The organism is Deferribacter autotrophicus, assembly GCF_008362905.1.
Classification (GTDB): Bacteria; Chrysiogenota; Deferribacteres; order Deferribacterales; family Deferribacteraceae; genus Deferribacter; species Deferribacter autotrophicus.
Genome location: NZ_VFJB01000004.1, coordinates 333,201 through 351,644 on the forward strand (window position 1 = coordinate 333,201; position 18,444 = coordinate 351,644).

General features: G+C 33.4%; 16 protein-coding genes and 2 pseudogenes. 1 reads left to right on the forward strand and 17 read right to left on the reverse strand.

Translation table 11 applies throughout. The features are described from left to right. Positions 1-25: 25 nt before the first annotated feature. The 10 genes from FHQ18_RS05765 to hypA all read right to left on the reverse strand — a co-directional run bounded on the left by FHQ18_RS05765 (position 26) and on the right by hypA (position 9,845). On the reverse strand, positions 26-937 hold the full coding sequence (locus tag FHQ18_RS05765) for a peptidylprolyl isomerase (RefSeq protein WP_149266213.1): 912 nt from the start codon (positions 935-937) through the stop codon (positions 26-28). Continuing rightward, entirely contained in the window at positions 867-1,853 is a 987-nt protein-coding gene (locus FHQ18_RS05770; RefSeq protein ID WP_149266214.1) for a peptidylprolyl isomerase, read from the reverse strand. Before FHQ18_RS05770 ends, FHQ18_RS05765 begins: the two co-directional genes overlap by 71 nt. Next, positions 1,850-5,191, reverse strand: a complete 3,342-nt coding sequence (gene mfd, locus FHQ18_RS05775) for a transcription-repair coupling factor (protein WP_149266215.1) — start codon at positions 5,189-5,191, stop codon at positions 1,850-1,852. Before mfd ends, FHQ18_RS05770 begins: the two co-directional genes overlap by 4 nt. Continuing rightward, positions 5,188-5,664 (reverse strand): D-glycero-beta-D-manno-heptose 1-phosphate adenylyltransferase, encoded by a 477-nt coding sequence (gene rfaE2 / locus FHQ18_RS05780; protein WP_149266250.1) that lies wholly within the window; start codon positions 5,662-5,664, stop codon positions 5,188-5,190. Before rfaE2 ends, mfd begins: the two co-directional genes overlap by 4 nt. Before the next feature lie 12 nt (positions 5,665-5,676). After that, positions 5,677-6,270 (reverse strand): D-sedoheptulose-7-phosphate isomerase, encoded by a 594-nt coding sequence (locus FHQ18_RS05785; RefSeq protein WP_149266216.1) that lies wholly within the window; start codon positions 6,268-6,270, stop codon positions 5,677-5,679. A gap of 8 nt (positions 6,271-6,278) precedes the next feature. After that, complete coding sequence (locus FHQ18_RS05790) at positions 6,279-7,589, reverse strand: PhoH family protein (protein WP_149266217.1); 1,311 nt, start codon at positions 7,587-7,589, stop codon at positions 6,279-6,281. A 380-nt stretch (positions 7,590-7,969) separates the two neighbouring features. Next, positions 7,970-8,305, reverse strand: a complete 336-nt coding sequence (locus tag FHQ18_RS05795) for a YraN family protein (protein ID WP_149266218.1) — start codon at positions 8,303-8,305, stop codon at positions 7,970-7,972. Beyond that, positions 8,298-8,861, reverse strand: a complete 564-nt coding sequence (locus FHQ18_RS05800; RefSeq protein ID WP_149266219.1) for a ribonuclease HII — start codon at positions 8,859-8,861, stop codon at positions 8,298-8,300. The genes FHQ18_RS05795 and FHQ18_RS05800 overlap by 8 nt, the downstream gene beginning before the upstream one ends. Then, complete coding sequence (hypB, locus tag FHQ18_RS05805; protein ID WP_149266220.1) at positions 8,833-9,504, reverse strand: hydrogenase nickel incorporation protein HypB; 672 nt, start codon at positions 9,502-9,504, stop codon at positions 8,833-8,835. Before hypB ends, FHQ18_RS05800 begins: the two co-directional genes overlap by 29 nt. Next, entirely contained in the window at positions 9,504-9,845 is a 342-nt protein-coding gene (hypA, locus tag FHQ18_RS05810) for a hydrogenase maturation nickel metallochaperone HypA (protein WP_149266221.1), read from the reverse strand. The genes hypB and hypA overlap by 1 nt, the downstream gene beginning before the upstream one ends. A 64-nt stretch (positions 9,846-9,909) precedes the next feature. Here hypA and FHQ18_RS05815 point away from each other — a divergent pair, with 64 nt between their 5' ends. After that, a complete protein-coding gene (locus FHQ18_RS05815) occupies positions 9,910-10,647 on the forward strand; it encodes a sulfite exporter TauE/SafE family protein (protein WP_149266222.1) in 738 nt (245 codons plus the stop codon). Between the two features lie 182 nt (positions 10,648-10,829). On the opposite strand, the gene FHQ18_RS12955 is transcribed toward FHQ18_RS05815, so the two are convergent. The 7 genes and pseudogenes from FHQ18_RS12955 to mtaB form a co-directional block, all read right to left on the reverse strand. After that, positions 10,830-11,360, reverse strand: coding sequence for a CZB domain-containing protein (locus tag FHQ18_RS12955; RefSeq protein WP_425457884.1), 531 nt, complete (start codon positions 11,358-11,360; stop codon positions 10,830-10,832). Beyond that, a pseudogene (locus FHQ18_RS12960) lies at positions 11,343-12,413 on the reverse strand (methyl-accepting chemotaxis protein); the annotation flags it as partial. The gene FHQ18_RS12955 and the pseudogene FHQ18_RS12960, both read right to left, overlap by 18 nt. A 60-nt stretch (positions 12,414-12,473) precedes the next feature. Further along, positions 12,474-13,274, reverse strand: a pseudogene (locus FHQ18_RS12965) (cache domain-containing protein); the annotation flags it as partial. A 335-nt stretch (positions 13,275-13,609) separates the two neighbouring features. Next, a complete protein-coding gene (locus FHQ18_RS05825; RefSeq protein WP_149266224.1) occupies positions 13,610-14,617 on the reverse strand; it encodes a tetratricopeptide repeat protein in 1,008 nt (335 codons plus the stop codon). Next, positions 14,618-15,496 carry a phosphoribosylaminoimidazolesuccinocarboxamide synthase gene (locus FHQ18_RS05830; RefSeq protein ID WP_149266225.1) on the reverse strand — a complete coding sequence of 293 codons (879 nt, stop codon included), beginning with the start codon at positions 15,494-15,496 and terminating at the stop codon, positions 14,618-14,620. It abuts the gene before it with no gap. Between the two features lie 9 nt (positions 15,497-15,505). After that, complete coding sequence (locus tag FHQ18_RS05835) at positions 15,506-17,161, reverse strand: FAD-dependent oxidoreductase (RefSeq protein WP_149266226.1); 1,656 nt, start codon at positions 17,159-17,161, stop codon at positions 15,506-15,508. Beyond that, positions 17,154-18,401: a tRNA (N(6)-L-threonylcarbamoyladenosine(37)-C(2))-methylthiotransferase MtaB gene (gene mtaB / locus FHQ18_RS05840; RefSeq protein WP_149266227.1), complete on the reverse strand. Its 1,248-nt coding sequence runs from the start codon at positions 18,399-18,401 to the stop codon at positions 17,154-17,156. The genes FHQ18_RS05835 and mtaB overlap by 8 nt, the downstream gene beginning before the upstream one ends. Positions 18,402-18,444 lie beyond the last annotated feature (43 nt).

Sequence of the window (18,444 nt, forward strand, 5' to 3'; positions counted from 1 at the left end):
AAAAATATCCCCACAAATTAAACAATTACATATATTTAATGAAAATTGTAGTTTTATGTTTTTCTAACCAGGATTTTACCACCTCTGGATACATCTTCTCTTTTATCTTCCTGGTTATCTCCTCTCGTAATTTATCATCCACATCATATTTGCTTTTAAAATCTTCAATGTAAAAAATTACAAAATCTTTTCCATCTTTCATTTCAAATACATCACCTTTCTTATGTTCTATCACAATTTTTCTGTATTTTTCCGGTAAATCAGAAATCTTTAACCACCCTACATATCCACCTTTTTTTGATGTCTTATCTTTTGAAAATTTAATCGCTGCATCTGCAAAAGATTTCTCTTTGATATATTCTTTTACCTTCTTTACTTCATCTTCACTGCTCACACGTATGATTCTAAGCTCATATTTATCTGCAAGCTTCAACTCATTTTGATGCTCGTCAATATAATTTTTAATATCTTCATCTGTAACAACAAGTTTTGGCATAATTACAGCCGATCTTATTCTTGCATTTAAAATTTCATTTTTCAGCTGATACTTGTATTTCTCAAGAGTCAATCCGTTTTGCTCTAAAACCTGCTCAAGCTGATCCATGGTAATATTGTTTTGCTTTAAAACATCATTGAGAGCCCTATCCACCTCATCATCTGTCACTTTTATCCCTTCTCTCTCAGCAGCAATCTCATAGATGTATTGATTTACCAGAAAATCTAACACTTCTTTATAATATTTCTTCAAAAGGATTTCTCTCCTCGCTTCATCTTTTATAGAATAAATCTGCTTAACTTTTTTCGGATTAAATGATTCTACATCATACTGAGTAATTATTTTATCACCAACAATGGCAACGATTTTATCAATTACTTTTGCTTGAATTGTCGCTGTCAGCAATATTAAGATCAGGATTGTTAATTTTAATTTCTGCATTTTTTCTCAACTCCTTTACATGATTATTTAAAAACTTATCCACTTTACTCGTATATAACTCCTGGTAAATCCTTGGTTTAAGTACTTCAAAACTTTTATTTTGCTCCCTTTCTTTACCAACCACTTTAAAAATATGGTAACCATAATCTGACTTGTAAATGGGACTTATCCTATTAATCTTCAGATTCTTGATATATTGAAAAACCTTTGGCATATCATCAAGCACAATATTTCCCAGATCTCCACCATCATCTTTTTCTGGTCCTACAGAATATTTCTTTGCCACCTCAGAAAATTTTTTACCTCTCAAAAGCTTCATTCTTGCCTTCTTAGCATCATTATAATTTAGTGTTACAATATGAAGCACATGATACCTTGTTGATGGCTTATACTTTTTTACAAATTCTTCGTATTTACTTCTCACTTCCTCTTCTGTCACAGTTATATTTTTTTCAATTAGCCTGTTTACCCATTCTTTGACTATTAAATTTTCTTTAAATAATTCTTTGTAATTTTCAAAACTTATTGGCAAATTAATCACATACGATTCATCACTAAGACTCTTAACATTTTTTATTATCTCTTCAAATCTTTTCTTATCAATCTTTACATTATTTTTCACGGCCTCTTCAACCAGTAGCTTGAAATTTATGAACTCATCCAAATAAAGACGGGTTAAGTTATCATTACTTAAATCCATATCAGAAGTTTCAGGGAAATTAAAATACACAAAGTTTAGGATATCCTCTTTGTAATAAGGGCTGCCATTAATTATAATAGCGGCATTCTTAAAATCATTAACACTCTGCACTAAAGTTTTATTATCCTGACCGCTTCTAGCTTCTTTAGATTCTTTCCTCTGACAAGAAATAAGAAAAGCAGCAATTATTATCAAAATAACGATTACTTTCTTCATGCCAACTCTTTTTCACCCTTCAATGCATTCAAATACCTTTTAAAGAATAAAGCAAATTCCTTTAAAAAATAGTTATCACCCTTGTAAACCATGCACAGTGTATTTTCATCTTTAAAATTTGCAACTATTTTATCGCTTTCTTTTACCAAAATAAGAAAGGTATTTATATTAAAATTTGTATCTTTATCCATAACTAGGTTAATGCTTCCATTTAAAACAAACATCTTCTTCACTTTAAAAATAGAAAAAACATTCTTCAAATACATAATATAAATTAAATTAAAGGTCTCCACAGGAAGATCCCCGTAGAGCATATTTAGTTCATCAATGACATCTTTAATATTATCAAATTCATTTAAATCTGAAATCGTTCTATAATAATTAATTCTTTCCCTATGAGATGGTATAAATGAAGCTGGTATGTAGTGAGGCACATTGGAAATAATTTCCGTTTCAAAAGCAGCTTTATCTTCGCCTCTAAGCTCGTTAATGGCGTCATTAACCATTTGAATATAAAGCTCATAACCCACGTTAACCACAAAGCCCGATTGTTCAGCCCCTAAAATATCTCCAGCCCCGCGCAATTGCAAATCGTGTGTAGAAATTTTAAAACCACTACCCAAGTCAGATAACTGTTGTATTATCTTTAATCTTCTTCTTGCTATTTCACTGAGGCTCACTCCTGACGGAATTCTTAAATAACAATACCCCCTTCTCTTACCCCTTCCTACTCTCCCTTTCAATTGATAAAGCTGAGCCAGACCGAATTTATGTGCATTATTAATAATTATGGTATTAGCATTGGGGATATCAAGTCCATTTTCCACTATGGTAGTACATACAAGAATGTCAATATCTCCCTGATAAAATTCCTCAAACACTTTATCCAGTGTATTAGAATCCATCTGCCCATGTGCAACCCTCACTTCAGACATGGGCGCCATCTCTTTTACAAAAGCAGCCACTTTCTCAATATTCTCAACACTGTTGTGTAAAAAATAAACTTGCCCACCCCTTTTCAACTCTTTTAAAATAGCTGCTTGAACCTCTTCATCATTCTTTATCACCTTAATAGAAACAGGCTCCCTGTCATGAGGAGGTGTTTCTATAACGCTCATATCTCTTAAACCGCTCAATGATAATTGGAGAGTTCTAGGAATAGGTGTAGCCGTCAAAGTCAAAACATCTACATCGCTTTTAATTGCCTTTATCTTCTCTTTATGATTTACTCCAAATCGCTGTTCCTCATCCACAATCAAGAGCCCTAAATCTTTAAATTCCACATCTTTTGACAACAACCTGTGAGTCCCAATAATAATATCAACTTCCCCGTTTTTTACTTTTTCCAGGGTCTTCTTTATTTCACTATTACTCTTTAATCTCGACACATAATCTATATTAACCGGCAAATCTGTAAATCTCTCTGTAAAGTTTTGAAAATGCTGTCTTACAAGAACAGTAGTGGGAGCAAGAAAAGCCACCTGTTTTCCACTCTCCACAGCCTTTGCTGCAGCCCTGATAGCTACTTCAGTCTTCCCAAATCCCACATCTCCACAAATAAGTCTCTCCATAGGTTTTTCACTTTCCATATCCCTGAATACCTCATTTAAAACCACAAGCTGGTCTTCCGTTTCTTCATAAGGGAATCTTGCTTCTATGGTCCTTAGAATTTCACCATCATTTACAAATGCAAACCCTCTTTTCTTTTTTCTCTCTGCATAAATTTTTAGAATATCTACTGCAAGCTTTTTGGCACTTTTATAAGCTTGTTCTTTCAGCTTTTTCCATCTATTTGATTTCAAACTGCTAAGCCTTGGCTGATACCCCTTTGCTCCCACATACTTTTGAATCAATCCAATATTTGATATCGGAATATACAAAATTTCTTCATTTTCAAACTCTACCTTTATGTAATCCCCTTTAATTCCACCAATCTCTTTGGTTTCAATACCATGATATTTACCGATACCATAATCAATATGTACAACAAAGTCTCCTACCTCTAAATCAGCAATATTTGTTTTAAAAAGTTGCTTCTTCTTGCCTTGACGCCTTTTCTTTACAAAACCGAAAACTTCGCTATCTACAAAAAGTGCAAACTTGCTTTTTTCGTCAATAAATCCACCTGAAAAACTACCTTCTACAATACCAACAATTTTGGCTTCAAAATCAAAAAAATTTCTTACTTCTTTTACAATTATTTCATGCTCAGTGGCAAAGTTACTAAAAGTCTCCTTTATTTTACGATTATTAAAAGTAACTGCCACCGTATAGTTATTTTTTATAAGTTCTTTTAACTTAACGGTAAAATTTTCTGCATTTTCGTAAATATTTGAGCTTTTTGTTGAATAAAAAGATGTGGCAGCAGTAAACTCCACATTGATTTTCCCACTATCATCAATTTCTTTCAAATAAAATATTTCACTACTTGCAATTTCTTTAAATAGATCAGCTTTAGCTAGAAAAACAGATTCAAGGGGGTACTTGTGTTTAGCTTCACTATAATTCTGTACAATAAACTTCTCAAAGTTATCCAGTTTTTCATCAAAACTGTCGCTTATAACAATGGTCTTAAATCTACCATCCACATAATCAAAAATTGAAGCCATCTCATTTACATAGGGAGCATACCAGTGAATCCCTGCAAACTTTCCAAACTCTTTTATTTTTTCCTTTATCCTCTCATCAGCTACATTTTCAATTAATTTGTCATTATCTGAAACAATCTCATCCGCGGGCAAAATGGTAACGGTATTCATTTCAGCTATTTTGCTTAGTTTTTCATAGTCAAATGAATATATCTTTTCTATCTCATCATCAAAAAATTCAATTCTTACAGGATTCTCTGCTCCAGAAGGATAAATTTCAACCAAATCACCCCTGATAAGAAATTCACCTTCCGCAGATACCATCTCCACTTCCACATACCCAAGGCAATCCAAAAAATATCTTATCTCATCTATGGAAGTTATGTCACCCACTGAAAACGTAAGCACTGAATCTAAAAACTCATTCTTTGACAAGATTTTTTTACAAGTTGAGTAAATTGTCCCCACCAATATAAACGGACTCTTATCCATTATCAGTGAATGTAATGTTTTAACCCTTTTTGAAAAAATTTCCTTTTCAATTTTCACTTCATCGAATGGATCATGAGTAAGTTCAGGAAATGGTAAAACTCTTTTCTCCGGGAAAAAAAAGCTCAACTCATTAACAACTTTTTCCATATCAAATCTATTTTCACAGATAACAACGGCAGAATCATTTGCTCCTAAATACTTCCTCAAAAAGTAAGTTTTCGATGAACCCCAGAGACCTGTAAAAAGATGTTGTTTCATTTTTCGCAATAAACGCTTAAAATTTTATCAATAATGTTTGTTGTAGCAAAGCCTTCTTCGTAATTTAAAGAAAAAACCTTACCCCCCTTCTGTTTTACAATATCTGCTCCCACTATATCATCCTCTTTCCAGTCACCACCTTTTACAAGAACATCAGGTTGAATTTTTTTAATGATTTCATATGGTGTGTCTTCATCAAAATAGGTTACGTAATCAACCGGCTTTAGAGAAGCCATCATAATCATTCTATCTCGCAAAGGATTAATAGGCCTTTTATCCCCTTTCAACCTCTTAACAGATTCATCACTATTCAAAGCCACAACTAGTACGTCTCCAAGCTCCTTTGCCTTAAACAGATAAGATACATGCCCAACATGAAGAATATCAAAACATCCATTTGTAAAAACAACTTTTTTATTTAACCTTCTCAATTCATCAACCAGTTTATCTACATCGTAAAAGATATTTTGCATCATACCCATAACCTACATTTCCAGCATATCAGAAAATCTGCCAAACATAATCTCATCCACAAGCTCACAAATAATATGTCCAGCAGCAATATGCATTTCCTGAATTCTTGGAGTATTATCCGAATCTACCACAAGAAGCAGGTCACATAACCCCTTCATCATCCCTCCATCTTTTCCTGAGAATCCAATAGTTTTTATCCCATTGTTTGCTGCAAACCTGAGAGCATTAATAACATTAGGGGAATTACCACTCGTAGAAATACCCCATACTACATCCTTTTCATCAGCCAATGCCATAACCTGCTTTAAAAATACCTGATCAAAATCGTAATCGTTGCTTATGGAGGTAAGTACAGAGGTATCTGTTGTTAGAGCAATGGCAGGCAAAGAAGGCCTTTCAATTTTAAATCTATTGATAAACTCAGCTGCAATATGCTGAGCATCAGCAGCACTACCACCATTTCCAAAAATTAAAACCTTACCTTCCTCCATAAAGCAATTTGCAATCTCCTGTGCAGCAGCAATTAAAAAATGTTTACTCTCAGCAACAAACTTGCTGAGCACATCTTTCATCTCTTCAAAAACACTATCTACAAAACTTTCCATTCCATACCTCACAACTTATTTGCAGCTTTTGTAGCTAGCTCAGAACGCTCCCCTTTAATAAGGGTAACTGTTGCGGCTATTTCATCACCACTGAATCTGTCAATCACATAAGTCAGACCATTTGAGTGGTAATCTATATAAGGGTTATCTATCTGGTACGGGTCCCCTGTCAATACTACCTTTGTATTCTCTCCTGCACGGGTAAGGATTGTTTTGATTTCATGTGGTGTTAAATTTTGAGCTTCATCCACTATGAAAAACTGATTTGGCATACTCCTTCCCCTGATGTATGTAAGCGCCTCAACTTCAATGATATTCTGTTCTATCAATGCCTTATAGGAATATCCTCCGTTTCCTAACGAACTCTCTGCAGATAATATTAACTGAAGATTGTCATAAATTGGTTGCATCCAGGGATGAAGCTTTTCATGCAACTCTCCAGGTAAATACCCCAAATCTTTACCCATTGGAAGAATTGGCCTTGCTACAAGCAATTTTTTATAAATACTATCATCAGCAACCTTTTTCAAACCTGCTGCCAATGCTAGAAGAGTTTTACCAGTCCCAGCAATCCCCATTAGGCATACAAGTTTTATATTATCATCCATCAATGCATCAAAGGCAAAGCGCTGTTCTGCATTTCTCGCAAAAATCCCCCAAATACCAGACTTGAATTCTTCTATTCTTTTCAACATTTTCTTCTTTTTTGAATATCTTGCAAGAGCGGAATGTTTCTCATTCCCTTCTGACTTTACAATTACATATTCATTTTCCTTCAAATCAAGTTCAATCTCAAGTCTGCCCTCACTGTAAAGAGTGTTAACGTCTCTTTCCTTCAATGAAATTTCTCTTACCCCATCAAAAAAACTTTCAATCTCTACTCTATCTTTTTCAAAATCGATGGCTTTTATACCCAAAACATCAGCTTTAATTCTTAAATTTGCATCTTTTGTTACAAAAATTACCTCTTTATTTTCTTTCTCTTTTAAATATTTAGCCACAGAAAGTATCAAATTATCCGCTTTATCTCTAATAAGCTCTCCTGATATATACTTATTCAACTCATGATTGCATACATTAACCCTCACAATCGAGCCATTTTTAATTTTGACCCCTTTACTCAAATCACCAAGTTTCCTAAGTTCATCCAGTTTCCTTGCCACAAACCTTGCATTATACCCAGTTTGATCCATATGTTTCTTAAAAATATCTATCTCTTCAATAACTGTGATGGGTATATTTATGACGCCATTCTCAAAAGAGAAAATGGCCATTGGATCATACAACAACACATTTGTATCAAAAACATAATTAATCATAAACCACCCCACAACATAATACTAATCTTAATAAATTTAACCAACTTAGCAACAATTTTTAACATGATAAAAAAAATAAAAAAGGAGGCCATATGGCCTCCTTTTTTGTGGGGGAGTTATCTATTACTATGGGAGGATGTCCACAATTGATGTCTTGTAAATTATTAATTAATTAGAAATTGTCAACTACTTTTTAAATACAAATAATCAAATAATAAGATTTTACCAGCATGACTAATCAATCGATTGTTAACACTTCAAATTTTGTGTGCACTCATTATTAAAAAATTTAAAACAATACTATATAAAACTTCATTATAAAAATATTAAATTTTAATCTCACTAAACCAGTTCGTTTTATGATCCACAAAAAGGCCTTATTAAACTGTAAAGGCATTTTCAATATGGGTAATATCATCACCATCTATTGATATAACATCAAATCTGCAAGGATTTTCAATATTTCTTGACATCAAAAATCTCTCTGCAACTTTGATTATCTTATCAATCTTTTTTCTATCAACAGCTTCAAATCCATATCCAAAATTTCTGTTTTTGCGAGTCTTTACCTCTACAAAAACAATCACATCATCTTTCTTTGCTATTATATCAATCTCGCCAAACTTACATCTATAGTTTTTATCAATAATACTATATCCTTTAGAAATAAGGTATTTGGCTGCCTTTTTCTCTCCGGCTTTACCAATTTTAAACATAACTCTTTAAAAACGATTTGCGATGCAAATATGTGATACCGTATTTTTTTATGGCCTCAATATGTTCTTTAGTACCATAACCTTTATTCTTATACCAGTTGTACTCTGGAAAATATAGGTGCAATCTTTTCATTAAAGCATCTCTATAAACCTTAGCTAAAATAGATGCCGCTGCAATATTCTGAAAAATACTCTCTCCTTTATCAACAGAAACAATCTCGCAACCATAAATATTCTTCAGTTTTACAGAATCAACTGCAATAAACTTATATTTTACTTTAAGCTTGTTTAATGCGATATGCATAGCCTGCTTTGTTGCCTGAAGAATATTTACTTTATCAATCAAATTATTACATACAACTCCATAGGAATAATCAATGGCAACCTCCTGAATATACTTTGCAAGCTTTTCCCTATTTTTTTCGGTAATCTTTTTTGAATCAATAACCCTTTCATCATGAAAATCAGGAGGTAATACGGCAGCGCAAACTACAACGGGGCCTGCAAAGGCCCCTCTACCTACTTCATCAACACCTACATAGATTTCTTTTCTCATGCAACTTTTCTTCAATCCATTTTGCTACTTTATCAACACCTTCACCTGTTTTGCATGATATGGAAAAAGTATCAATTTTTGGATTAATCCCCTTTGCATAATTTACACACTTTTCCACATCAAAATCAAGTAACGGTAACAGGTCAATTTTATTAATGATCATTGCACTGCTAACCTTTATTACAGTAGGATATTTAATAGGCTTATCTTCCCCTTCTGTAGTACTAATCAAGACAATTTTGTAATCTTCTCCCAAATCAAATGATGCTGGACAAACAAGATTACCGACATTTTCAATTATTAAAATATCAATTTCATCAAGATTAAACTCACCAAGAGCTTTTTCAATACCACTTGACTCAAGATGGCATGCACCATGTGTATTAATCTGATAAGCCTTTACACCTACCTTTCTAATCCTCTCAGCATCATTTTCTGTGGCAAGATCCCCTTCAATAACACCAACTCTGTAATTTTCAACCAACTTTGGTAGTACCTTTTCCAATAAACTTGTCTTTCCACTGCCAGGGGATGATAGAAAATTTAATACAAGTATCCCTTTTTCTTTAAAAACTCCTCTTAAAAATTTTGCTTTCTGCTCATTTTTTGTTAAAATTTTTGTTTCAACTTTAATTTTACTCATCAATCAACCTCTATTTCAGTAATATTTAATTCTTCACCTGAAATAATTTTTACATTCATAGAACCACACTTTTTACAACTAAAAAAATAATCTTCATATACATCCGACCAACCACAGTCCTGACACTCCCCTCTAATTTCCACTTCTTCCACTAACAGCTCACTCTCAGCAGCTATTGTATCCTCTTTTAAGGCATTATAAGCAAACAAGAGTGAGTTGTAATCTACAGCTGCAAGCTTCCCTATTTTTACAAAAACTTTTCTAACTTTTGTAGCTCTATTTTTAAGAGCTGTATCTATCACAATGTCTAAAATATTTTGAGCTATACTTGCCTCGTGCATGCCTAGTTGTTAGCACATCATAAATTCATTTGCAATAATTTATATTTTTTTGTAATTTATTTTTATGCTAGAAATTCTACTTTTTATTGTTGGTATAATTTCAGGCTTTATCAACGTTATGGCTGGTGGTGGTTCATTCCTCACTATCCCTTTACTTATTTTTATGGGTTTACCCCCTACCGTGGCAAATGGCACAAACAGGTTGGGTGTTTTTTTACAATCTCTATTTGCTGTCAGAAAATTCAATCAATATAAAGTTTTCAATTTAAATTTTGCCCTTGCAGTATCAATCCCTGCCACCATTGGTGCTATATTTGGAGCTTATCTTGCAACAATCATAAGCGATGCAGCTTTCAAAAAATATCTTGCCATAATCATGATAGCTATCACTTTTATTTCCATACTAAACCCTGTAAAAAACATACAATCAAAAGAAATGCAATACTCCTTAGCTAGGAAAATTATTATATTTATAGTGTTCACTCTTATTGGTATTTATGGAGGTTTTGTTCAGGCTGGAGTTGGTTTTCTTATTCTTGCTGGTATATCACTCACAGGTTTTAATCTTGTGGAAGGAAACGCTATAAAAACCTTTGTTATTATGGTATTCACAATTTTTGCATTAATAATATTTATTGCCAATAATAAAGTTGATTTTCTCTTAGGGATAATTCTGGGTATTGGAAATATGATAGGTGCTCTTCTTGGCACAAAAGTTACTGTAGAAAAAGGGCACAATTTTATTCAGAAAGTTGTCATAGCCTGCATAATCATTTTTGCTTTAAAATTACTTCTTTCTTAATCAAAGATAAAAACAACAACTCTGCAAACTACGCCCCTAATAAAAAATCTGGAAATCCAAGGAAAGTAATTTTGTAAACCTCTCTAACATTGAATTTTATGCCTTAAAAATTTCTATAAAGGTATCTTTCTGTAAAACAGAAAAAATCCTTACTATAAGTAGTTACTATTCTTCAGTATTCATTATTTATACTTTTCCATAAGAGAATCTAGCAATGAAATTAGACGCTCAACATTCTCCATCAAAATTTTAATATTCTCTTTCGCATCATCAATTTTATCTTGTTTTATATAATCCACAATAAGCTTACCTAATTGATGTACTTGTTTATGTGGCTCTTCTATAGCTACAAACTCCAAATCATCTCCAAATATTTGCTTGCCTTCGCCATAATAAAATTTCCCAAAATCACACATAGTATGTTCTTTAATCTCAAAATCACATCGCCTAGTAACAACACAATCAAGGACATCTTTAACAAATTTTATATGAACAAGTTTTGCATTAACAAATATAGTCCCCATACTGCCTAGCTTGAATCTAGTGAATATATCCACAACCTTATTCAAATCAACAATCATATTATTTATTGCTTCTATTAAAATAATAATATCATTCTTTGTAATCTCAGATGATTTTGCTACATTCTCAACGTTTCTAGCTATCTCTTCTGTCGCTGAAGACTGTTCTTCAACCGCTGAAGAAATACTCATAATCAAGCTCACCAATTCATTTATGGCTGAAAATATCACATTAAAACTTTCATTAGTCTTTTCTGCAATTTTTACTTGCTGCTCAACCGTGTAGCTTACCTTTTCTGTCTTCTCATTTACACCTTTCACATTCTTCTGCATATTCTTTATCATTTTTTCAATCTCTTTAGTTGATCTCTGTGTCTTTTCAGCTAACTTCCTCACCTCATCTGCCACCACAGCAAACCCTCGACCGTGCTCACCTGCCCTAGCCGCTTCTATTGCAGCGTTTAAAGCTAGTAAGTTTGTCTGGTCTGCAATATCGTTAATTACAGAAAGGATATCTCCTATCTTCTTAGAACTTTCAATCAACTCTTTCGTCTCACCCTTCAAATTTTCAAGGACTTCTCTCACCCTCTCCACATGTTCCACTGATTCGGAAATATATTTACCTCCCTCTTCAGCCACAGACAGTGTTTCGTTTGCTCGCGTTGCAGCATCATTGGCACTCCTTGCAATTTCCATAATGGTAGAGATCATCTCTTCACTGGCAGTTGCAACTTGAGAAGCCATTTGTACATTCTCTTCTGCCACAAGCTCTATCCCCGTCACTCTTTGGCTTACAGGAATAATTTTTTCACTAACTTCTGACAAATTATAAAGTGTTTTTGTAAAATCCCTTTCGATATTATTCAAAAAAATGTTTACCCATACTGACATTTCAGATATTTCATCCCGTGCAGTCATCTTAAATACTTTGCACTCCTCACAGCTTGTTACTTTTTTATCCACAAGTAAAGGACACCTAACATTATCGCTAAACTCTCCAAAACTACTCCAGCAATTCTTTTTCTCATCATGTTCTACACATTCAGAATCTTTAATGCCAGTAATCTCAGAACATTTCGCATATTGCACAGGAACCCTTTTAGTTAAATCACCTTCTCCACTTGCAAGATCTTTCACAATCGATAAAAATCCTTTTATAGGTTTGAATGTCACATTAATTAAACCTAATAAAGCAATAATGATTAAAACACCAACAATAACAACTGCAATTATACTGTTGTACATATTCCGTTTAGCTGCACCAATTTCTGCCTTAAAATTATGCGCGTAATATACCACTCCTATTTCATTTCCTGAGAAATCTTTCAAAGACAACTTGTGAGTATAAAAAACACCATCTGCTAGTTTTACTTTATCCTCATTGTAATGCTCTTTAATTATTGCTTTAATATGATCACCTAAAAATGTGTAAAAAACCAATTTATCCACAACAAGATCTGTAGCTTTATTTTGAAACCTTTTTGCCCTTTTAAAAACATCATCATAAATACCTACGGCAAATTCTAAATTGTGTACTTTTGCAATTTTTTGTAAAATTGATAGAAGCGACCCACCCATTTCTACACTGCCGATATGTTCCCCATGGTAAAAAATAGGATATACCACCCTTAATCCGGGGCCGCCCCTGCCTACCTCAATTCCTATCACTGTTTTTTTATTTTTATTACACTCAACAACCATTTTCCTAAATGATGATAAATCGTCTCCAAATTTCTTTGGGTTATGTAGACGTAAAAAACTTGTTGCTGGAGACAAATGATATTGAAACTGAGTAATACCAAATTTAGTTTTTAATTCTTTATAATAATCCTTTAATTCATCTGCTAACTGTTCTCTATACCCTTTAGCAAAAAGCTCATTAAGATACTTATTCTCAGCCACAGTTTTTACTGTTACATACAAATCATCAAGCTTTATCTTAACTTGCCCTTCTACCATATTATCTACTTGTTTGAACAGTTCCTTAGATATTTTCCTGATACTTTTATTTGAGTTTTTCATATTAATGAAAGCCACAACTCCTATCAAAAGACAAATTGAGATAACCATTAATGTAATAATCTTTGCCTTAATACTTAATCTCATGGCTTTATTCTCCTTAAATATAATCTAATCAACTCTCTATCTAATTTCCAATAATAATAACTTAATGCACGTAAATTTTATATCAAGACTGCTTTCTTTATAAAATAAAATACATTTACCGCAAACATATAACTAATTGTATTTAGTATCTTTAAAGTGATAACAAACATTAAGCAAGATAATATAGCATAAAATTATTGAATTGTTCATCAGTTTTTTAAACTTTGCTGCTGAAAACTGAGAGCAAAAAATTTAAATCATCTAACTATAGTCAGATATACCCTTTTTTGAGCACGAGAAGTCCACTGACAAGCGTATGGAATTTTTGGATACAACTATCTATTACTCAGCTTTTGTAGTATTTTTCTATCTTTTAATTTTCTTTTAATTCTCAAAAGGGACTCATTAACCATTTCATCAGGTTTTATTAAAAGATTATCAGCCTTTATATAATACTCAAGAGCTGTATTAAGTCTTCCATAAACTTCGCTACATACTCCAAGATTATAATAAATTGCTACCGTTTTTCTCTTATTTAAAAGCTCCTCCCATATTTTGCACGCTCTGTCAAAACGTCCACTTTTAGCAAACTCTACTGCACCTTCAAACTGTTTTTCAAGATTTCCACTTTTTAACCCCTCATCTTCATCCATAATCTCAACTAACTGATTTACATAATACGGTGCAATATCTTTCTTAATTTCATTTAAGACAACATTTCTTGCAGAAAAAAGTAAATCACTATCTGTAAATTCCTGCTTTTCCCCCTCACACAACTTAAAATCCTTTTCACTCCTCAAAACTTTTGAATAAATAATTTTTCCACTTGATACTTCCACTAATTTTGGCACTACCGTATAATTTAATACTCTTTTCAAACACTTTACTCTAACAGGTTTATATTCAATACAACGTCTTTTTTTATCCATTTTTATGCAAGTATATACCTTCTTTGTATAAAATACCTTTTCAAACCTTTTACTAGCCGTCCCAAAAAATACACCCTCGGCACCAATAAGTTTACCAGCTTTAACAACATTTTCAGCTACCATACCAGAAGTCTGAAACTTAACTTCATCAAATAGTTTGGTCATGTTACGTCTTTCAACGACATCAAAATAGGGGTTTTCATCAACATAAATAGAAGCCAGTGTAGACTCTAAAAAGTTAGCGAAAGAAGTTCCGTCATTTCCATCAAAATCTAACACTGCGACCTTTTTGATTTTTGCAACTTGGAGATTTTGAGGAGGGACAAGTACTTTCACCCTGACTTTTGTTGAACAGGATGAAAGTACTAAAGCTACTACAATGGCAAATATAAAAATATTTAGCTTTTTTATCATTTATTTTGTAAGAATTTCCATTATCTCAAGATATCTTTTCGATGTTTGCTCGATAATATCTTCAGGAAGTTCTGGCCCAGGAGCCTTCTTATCCCAATCAAGTGTCTCAAGATAATTTCTTACAAATTGTTTGTCCATACTCTCCTGTGGCTTACCCACCTCATAATTTTCCTTAAACCAGAATCGTGAAGAGTCGGGTGTTAGTAGTTCATCAATCAATATTATTTCACCATCTTTTTCACCAAATTCCATCTTTGTATCAGCGATTATAATCCCTTTCTCTTCAGCAATTTTTGAACAGTAATTGTATATTTCTATTGCATAATCTCTCAGCTTTTTAGCAGTCTCATCCCCTATTTTAAGGGCCATTTCATCAAAAGAAATATTCTCATCATGCTCACCAACCTCAGCCTTTGTAGCTGGAGTAAAGATAGGTGGCTCTATCTTTTGGGACTCCTTCAAACCTTCCGGTAACGATATTCCGCAAACTTTGCCAGTTTTCAGATAATCTTTCCAAGCAGAGCCTGTGATATACCCCCTTACAACACATTCTACTGGGTAAGCTTTTGCCTTTTCTACAAGCATGCTTCTACCTTCAAGTATATCTTTATATTTTTTACAAACTTCAGGCATTTCATCTATATCAGTGGTAACAAGGTGATTCTTTACAATATGAGATGTTTTTTCAAACCAAAATTTCGAAAGTTGAGTCAACACATACCCCTTATAAGGAATCCCATTTGGCAAAATCACATCAAAAGCAGAAATTCTATCAGTTGTCACAATTAAAAGGTAATTCCCCAGATCATAAATATCCCTGACCTTCCCCCTACCTATTAGTTTCAAATCGGGGATTTCTGTCTTCAAAACAACTTTCATGACTCCTCCTTATAAATTTTTAAATCTTATTATACTTTCTATTCCACCCAAAACATTGTACGCTTCATATCCAAGATTCCTCAAAAATCTTGTAGCAAGATAACCCCTGAATCCAACAGCACAGTAGAGATAAACAGGTCTTGTTTTATCAATTTCATCCAGCTTATCTCTTATATCATTTACATAAATATTTTTTGCTCTATCAATTCTATACGCATTATACTCCAATTTTGTGCGCACATCAATAACCTGTAATGAGTCATCTTTCATCATCAAATCAAGAAAATAATCTGGCTTTATACCGTACCCTTCACCCCTATCTTGATTTGCAGCCACAAATCCTGCTTTGTTAATATTATCTCTGGCTGAGCCAAAAGGTGGGGCATAACAAAAATCAATATTTTCCAGATCATAAATGGTAAGCCCACCATATAGAGCAGTGGCAATAACATCTACTTTTCTCACAGCATCATAACTGCCGCTTGCTTCAACCCCCAACACTCTTTTAGACTTTTTGTCGTATACCGTCTTCATATAAATATACTTGAAACCTGGATAATACTCAGCATGATCAGGATCTTCAGTGTAAACATAATCTGCATCAAAACCCGCTTCCAAGGCTTCTTTAAAACTCAGCCCTGTTTTGGCCACCACCTTATCGAAAAAACCCACAACACTTGTACCAATAATTCCTGGGTTCTCAAGAATACCTCCAGCAGCATTGCAGCCAGCCACTCTACCTTCCCTATTTGCAGGGCCAGCTAGAGGAAACAACACTTTTTTCCCTGAAATTAGGTGTAATTTCTCCACTGCATCTCCTGCAGCAAATATATAATCATAGTTTGTTTGCATATAACTGTTTGTCAGTATTCCGCCAGTTTCTCCAAGCTCTATTCCAGTATTTTTGGCAATCTCCACATTCGGTTTTACCCCAGTAGCAAGAAAAAGCATATCAACATCAATGAATTCATCACCATCTAAAAATAATCTGTATTTCTCATTTTCAAAGACAACCTTCTTTACTTTTCTACCACAAAAAAGCTTTACCCCTTCCTCTTTCATTCTTTCTTCAATTGTAAGTGCAATTTCAGGAGAATATCCAGGAAGAACATATGGTGCCATTTCGATAACATTTATCATCAAACCGCAATGGAGCATAGCCTCTGCCACTTCAACTCCTATATAACCGCCACCAATTATTGCTACAGATTCAGGTTTTTTCTCTTCTAAAAACCTTTTAATTGCATCCACATCTTCCACTGTCCTCATCTGAAAATAGGGGACATCCTCAATACCTTCTATATCAGGTATAACAGGTTTTGAGCCCGTAGCTATAATTAGCTTATCAAAACTTTCTTCAAATACTCCTTCATCATTTCTGACTGAAACAACTTTCCTTTTAGCATCAATCTCTAATACCTCATGATTTACTAAGATATCCGCATTAAATCTTTTCCCTAATGTTTTGGTAGTATGCAGTAAAAGGCTTTTACGTTTATTTATTGTACCACCGATGTAATATGGTAATCCACAATTAGCATAAGAGACATAACCATTCTTCTCAAAAATCTTTATCTTTATATGTTCGTTAGTTCTTCTTGCCTTCGCTGCAGCGCTTGCTCCGGCTGCAACCCCGCCTATTATAATTAATTTCTCCTTATTCAACGATTACCCCCACTAAGCCATTTTTATTTCGGTCCATAATTTCAACCTTATACAGTTCATTTCTTTTCACATTTTCTCCATCAATTATAACATAGTGATAATTACTTGTATGTCCGCCACCACCCGATTCAACCAATACACTTACAATCTTTCCAACCATTTTCCTTTCCGCTTCCTCTTTCAACGTTCTTCCCATCTCTCTCAGTCTCTTTGCTCTTTGCTCTTTTATTTTCTTTGGAATATGATTACTCATATTATAAGCCTTTGTACCTTCTCTTTTGGAGTATGAAAACACATGTAAGAAATCCACCCCTCCATTAACTATAGCGTCAATTGTATCTTCAAAATCTTCATCCGTTTCACCTGGAAAGCCCACAATTACATCAGAACCTATCCTTGCATCATCTATATTCTCTTTTATCCTATTGCAAATTTTAATAAAATCTTCTCTACAATAATTTCTATTCATTGCCTTTAATATCTTATCAGAGCCACTTTGTAATGATATGTGAAAATGATTGCAAATTTTCCCATTAGAATTCTTAACCATATCTATAAGTTCATCATCTATTTCCCCCACATCCAACGAAGAAAGCCTTATTCTCACACCATTACTCAACCTTTGAATTATTCTCTCAAGCAAGTATTTCAAATCAACTCCAATATCCTGCCCATATTTACCAATATGAATCCCCACCAGCACAATCTCTTTAAACCCTCGACTAATCAGATGATCAAGTTCTTCCAAAACCTCATCAACCCTTTTGCTTTTTGGTTTACCTCTCAGATATGGTATTATGCAATATGAACAGAAAGAATCACAACCATCCTGTATTTTTAAAAAAGCTCTTGTTTTATCATAGCCAGATACTCTCGCCATGTTCTCAAAAGATGAACAATATTCTAAATCAAAATATAAGGATATTTTATCCAAAACTTGCAACTTCTCAGCATTTTCTACAACTAAGTCAACATACTGTTTTGACTCATCATCAAGAACACTTGCAAAACAACCTGTAACAACTACTTTTTTGTCATAATTTCTTTTGATTTTTTTAATGAAATCTCTGCACTTTTTCTCTGCATTTTGAGTAACTGCACAGCTATTTATAATAACAATATCAGCATCATCCAGCCTATCAACACAAAGCAGTCCCTTCTTTAATGCTTTGTCTCTCAGCTGTTCCACTTCTGAAATATTTACTTTACATCCAAATGTATGAAAATAAACCCTATTCATAATTTCCCTTGAACTTTTTATTTAAAAAATAATCAATATAAAT

Excerpts from the sequence above, each read along its gene's own strand:
- FHQ18_RS12955 (WP_425457884.1), bottom strand. The coding sequence starts at position 11,360 with ATGAGTATTTCTTCAGCGGTTGAAGAACAGTCTTCAGCGACAGAAGAG.
- FHQ18_RS05785 (WP_149266216.1), bottom strand. The coding sequence starts at position 6,270 with ATGGAAAGTTTTGTAGATAGTGTTTTTGAAGAGATGAAAGATGTGCTC.
- FHQ18_RS05800 (WP_149266219.1), bottom strand. The coding sequence starts at position 8,861 with ATGAGAAAAGAAATCTATGTAGGTGTTGATGAAGTAGGTAGAGGGGCC.
- mtaB (WP_149266227.1), bottom strand. The coding sequence starts at position 18,401 with ATGAATAGGGTTTATTTTCATACATTTGGATGTAAAGTAAATATTTCA.
- rfaE2 (WP_149266250.1), bottom strand. The coding sequence starts at position 5,664 with ATGCAAAATATCTTTTACGATGTAGATAAACTGGTTGATGAATTGAGA.
- mfd (WP_149266215.1), bottom strand. The coding sequence starts at position 5,191 with ATGAAACAACATCTTTTTACAGGTCTCTGGGGTTCATCGAAAACTTAC.
- FHQ18_RS05830 (WP_149266225.1), bottom strand. The coding sequence starts at position 15,496 with ATGAAAGTTGTTTTGAAGACAGAAATCCCCGATTTGAAACTAATAGGT.
- FHQ18_RS05825 (WP_149266224.1), bottom strand. The coding sequence starts at position 14,617 with ATGATAAAAAAGCTAAATATTTTTATATTTGCCATTGTAGTAGCTTTA.
- FHQ18_RS05770 (WP_149266214.1), bottom strand. The coding sequence starts at position 1,853 with ATGAAGAAAGTAATCGTTATTTTGATAATAATTGCTGCTTTTCTTATT.
- FHQ18_RS05765 (WP_149266213.1), bottom strand. The coding sequence starts at position 937 with ATGCAGAAATTAAAATTAACAATCCTGATCTTAATATTGCTGACAGCG.
- hypA (WP_149266221.1), bottom strand. The coding sequence starts at position 9,845 with ATGCACGAGGCAAGTATAGCTCAAAATATTTTAGACATTGTGATAGAT.
- FHQ18_RS05815 (WP_149266222.1), top strand. The coding sequence starts at position 9,910 with ATGCTAGAAATTCTACTTTTTATTGTTGGTATAATTTCAGGCTTTATC.
- FHQ18_RS05790 (WP_149266217.1), bottom strand. The coding sequence starts at position 7,589 with ATGATTAATTATGTTTTTGATACAAATGTGTTGTTGTATGATCCAATG.
- hypB (WP_149266220.1), bottom strand. The coding sequence starts at position 9,504 with ATGAGTAAAATTAAAGTTGAAACAAAAATTTTAACAAAAAATGAGCAG.
- FHQ18_RS05795 (WP_149266218.1), bottom strand. The coding sequence starts at position 8,305 with ATGTTTAAAATTGGTAAAGCCGGAGAGAAAAAGGCAGCCAAATACCTT.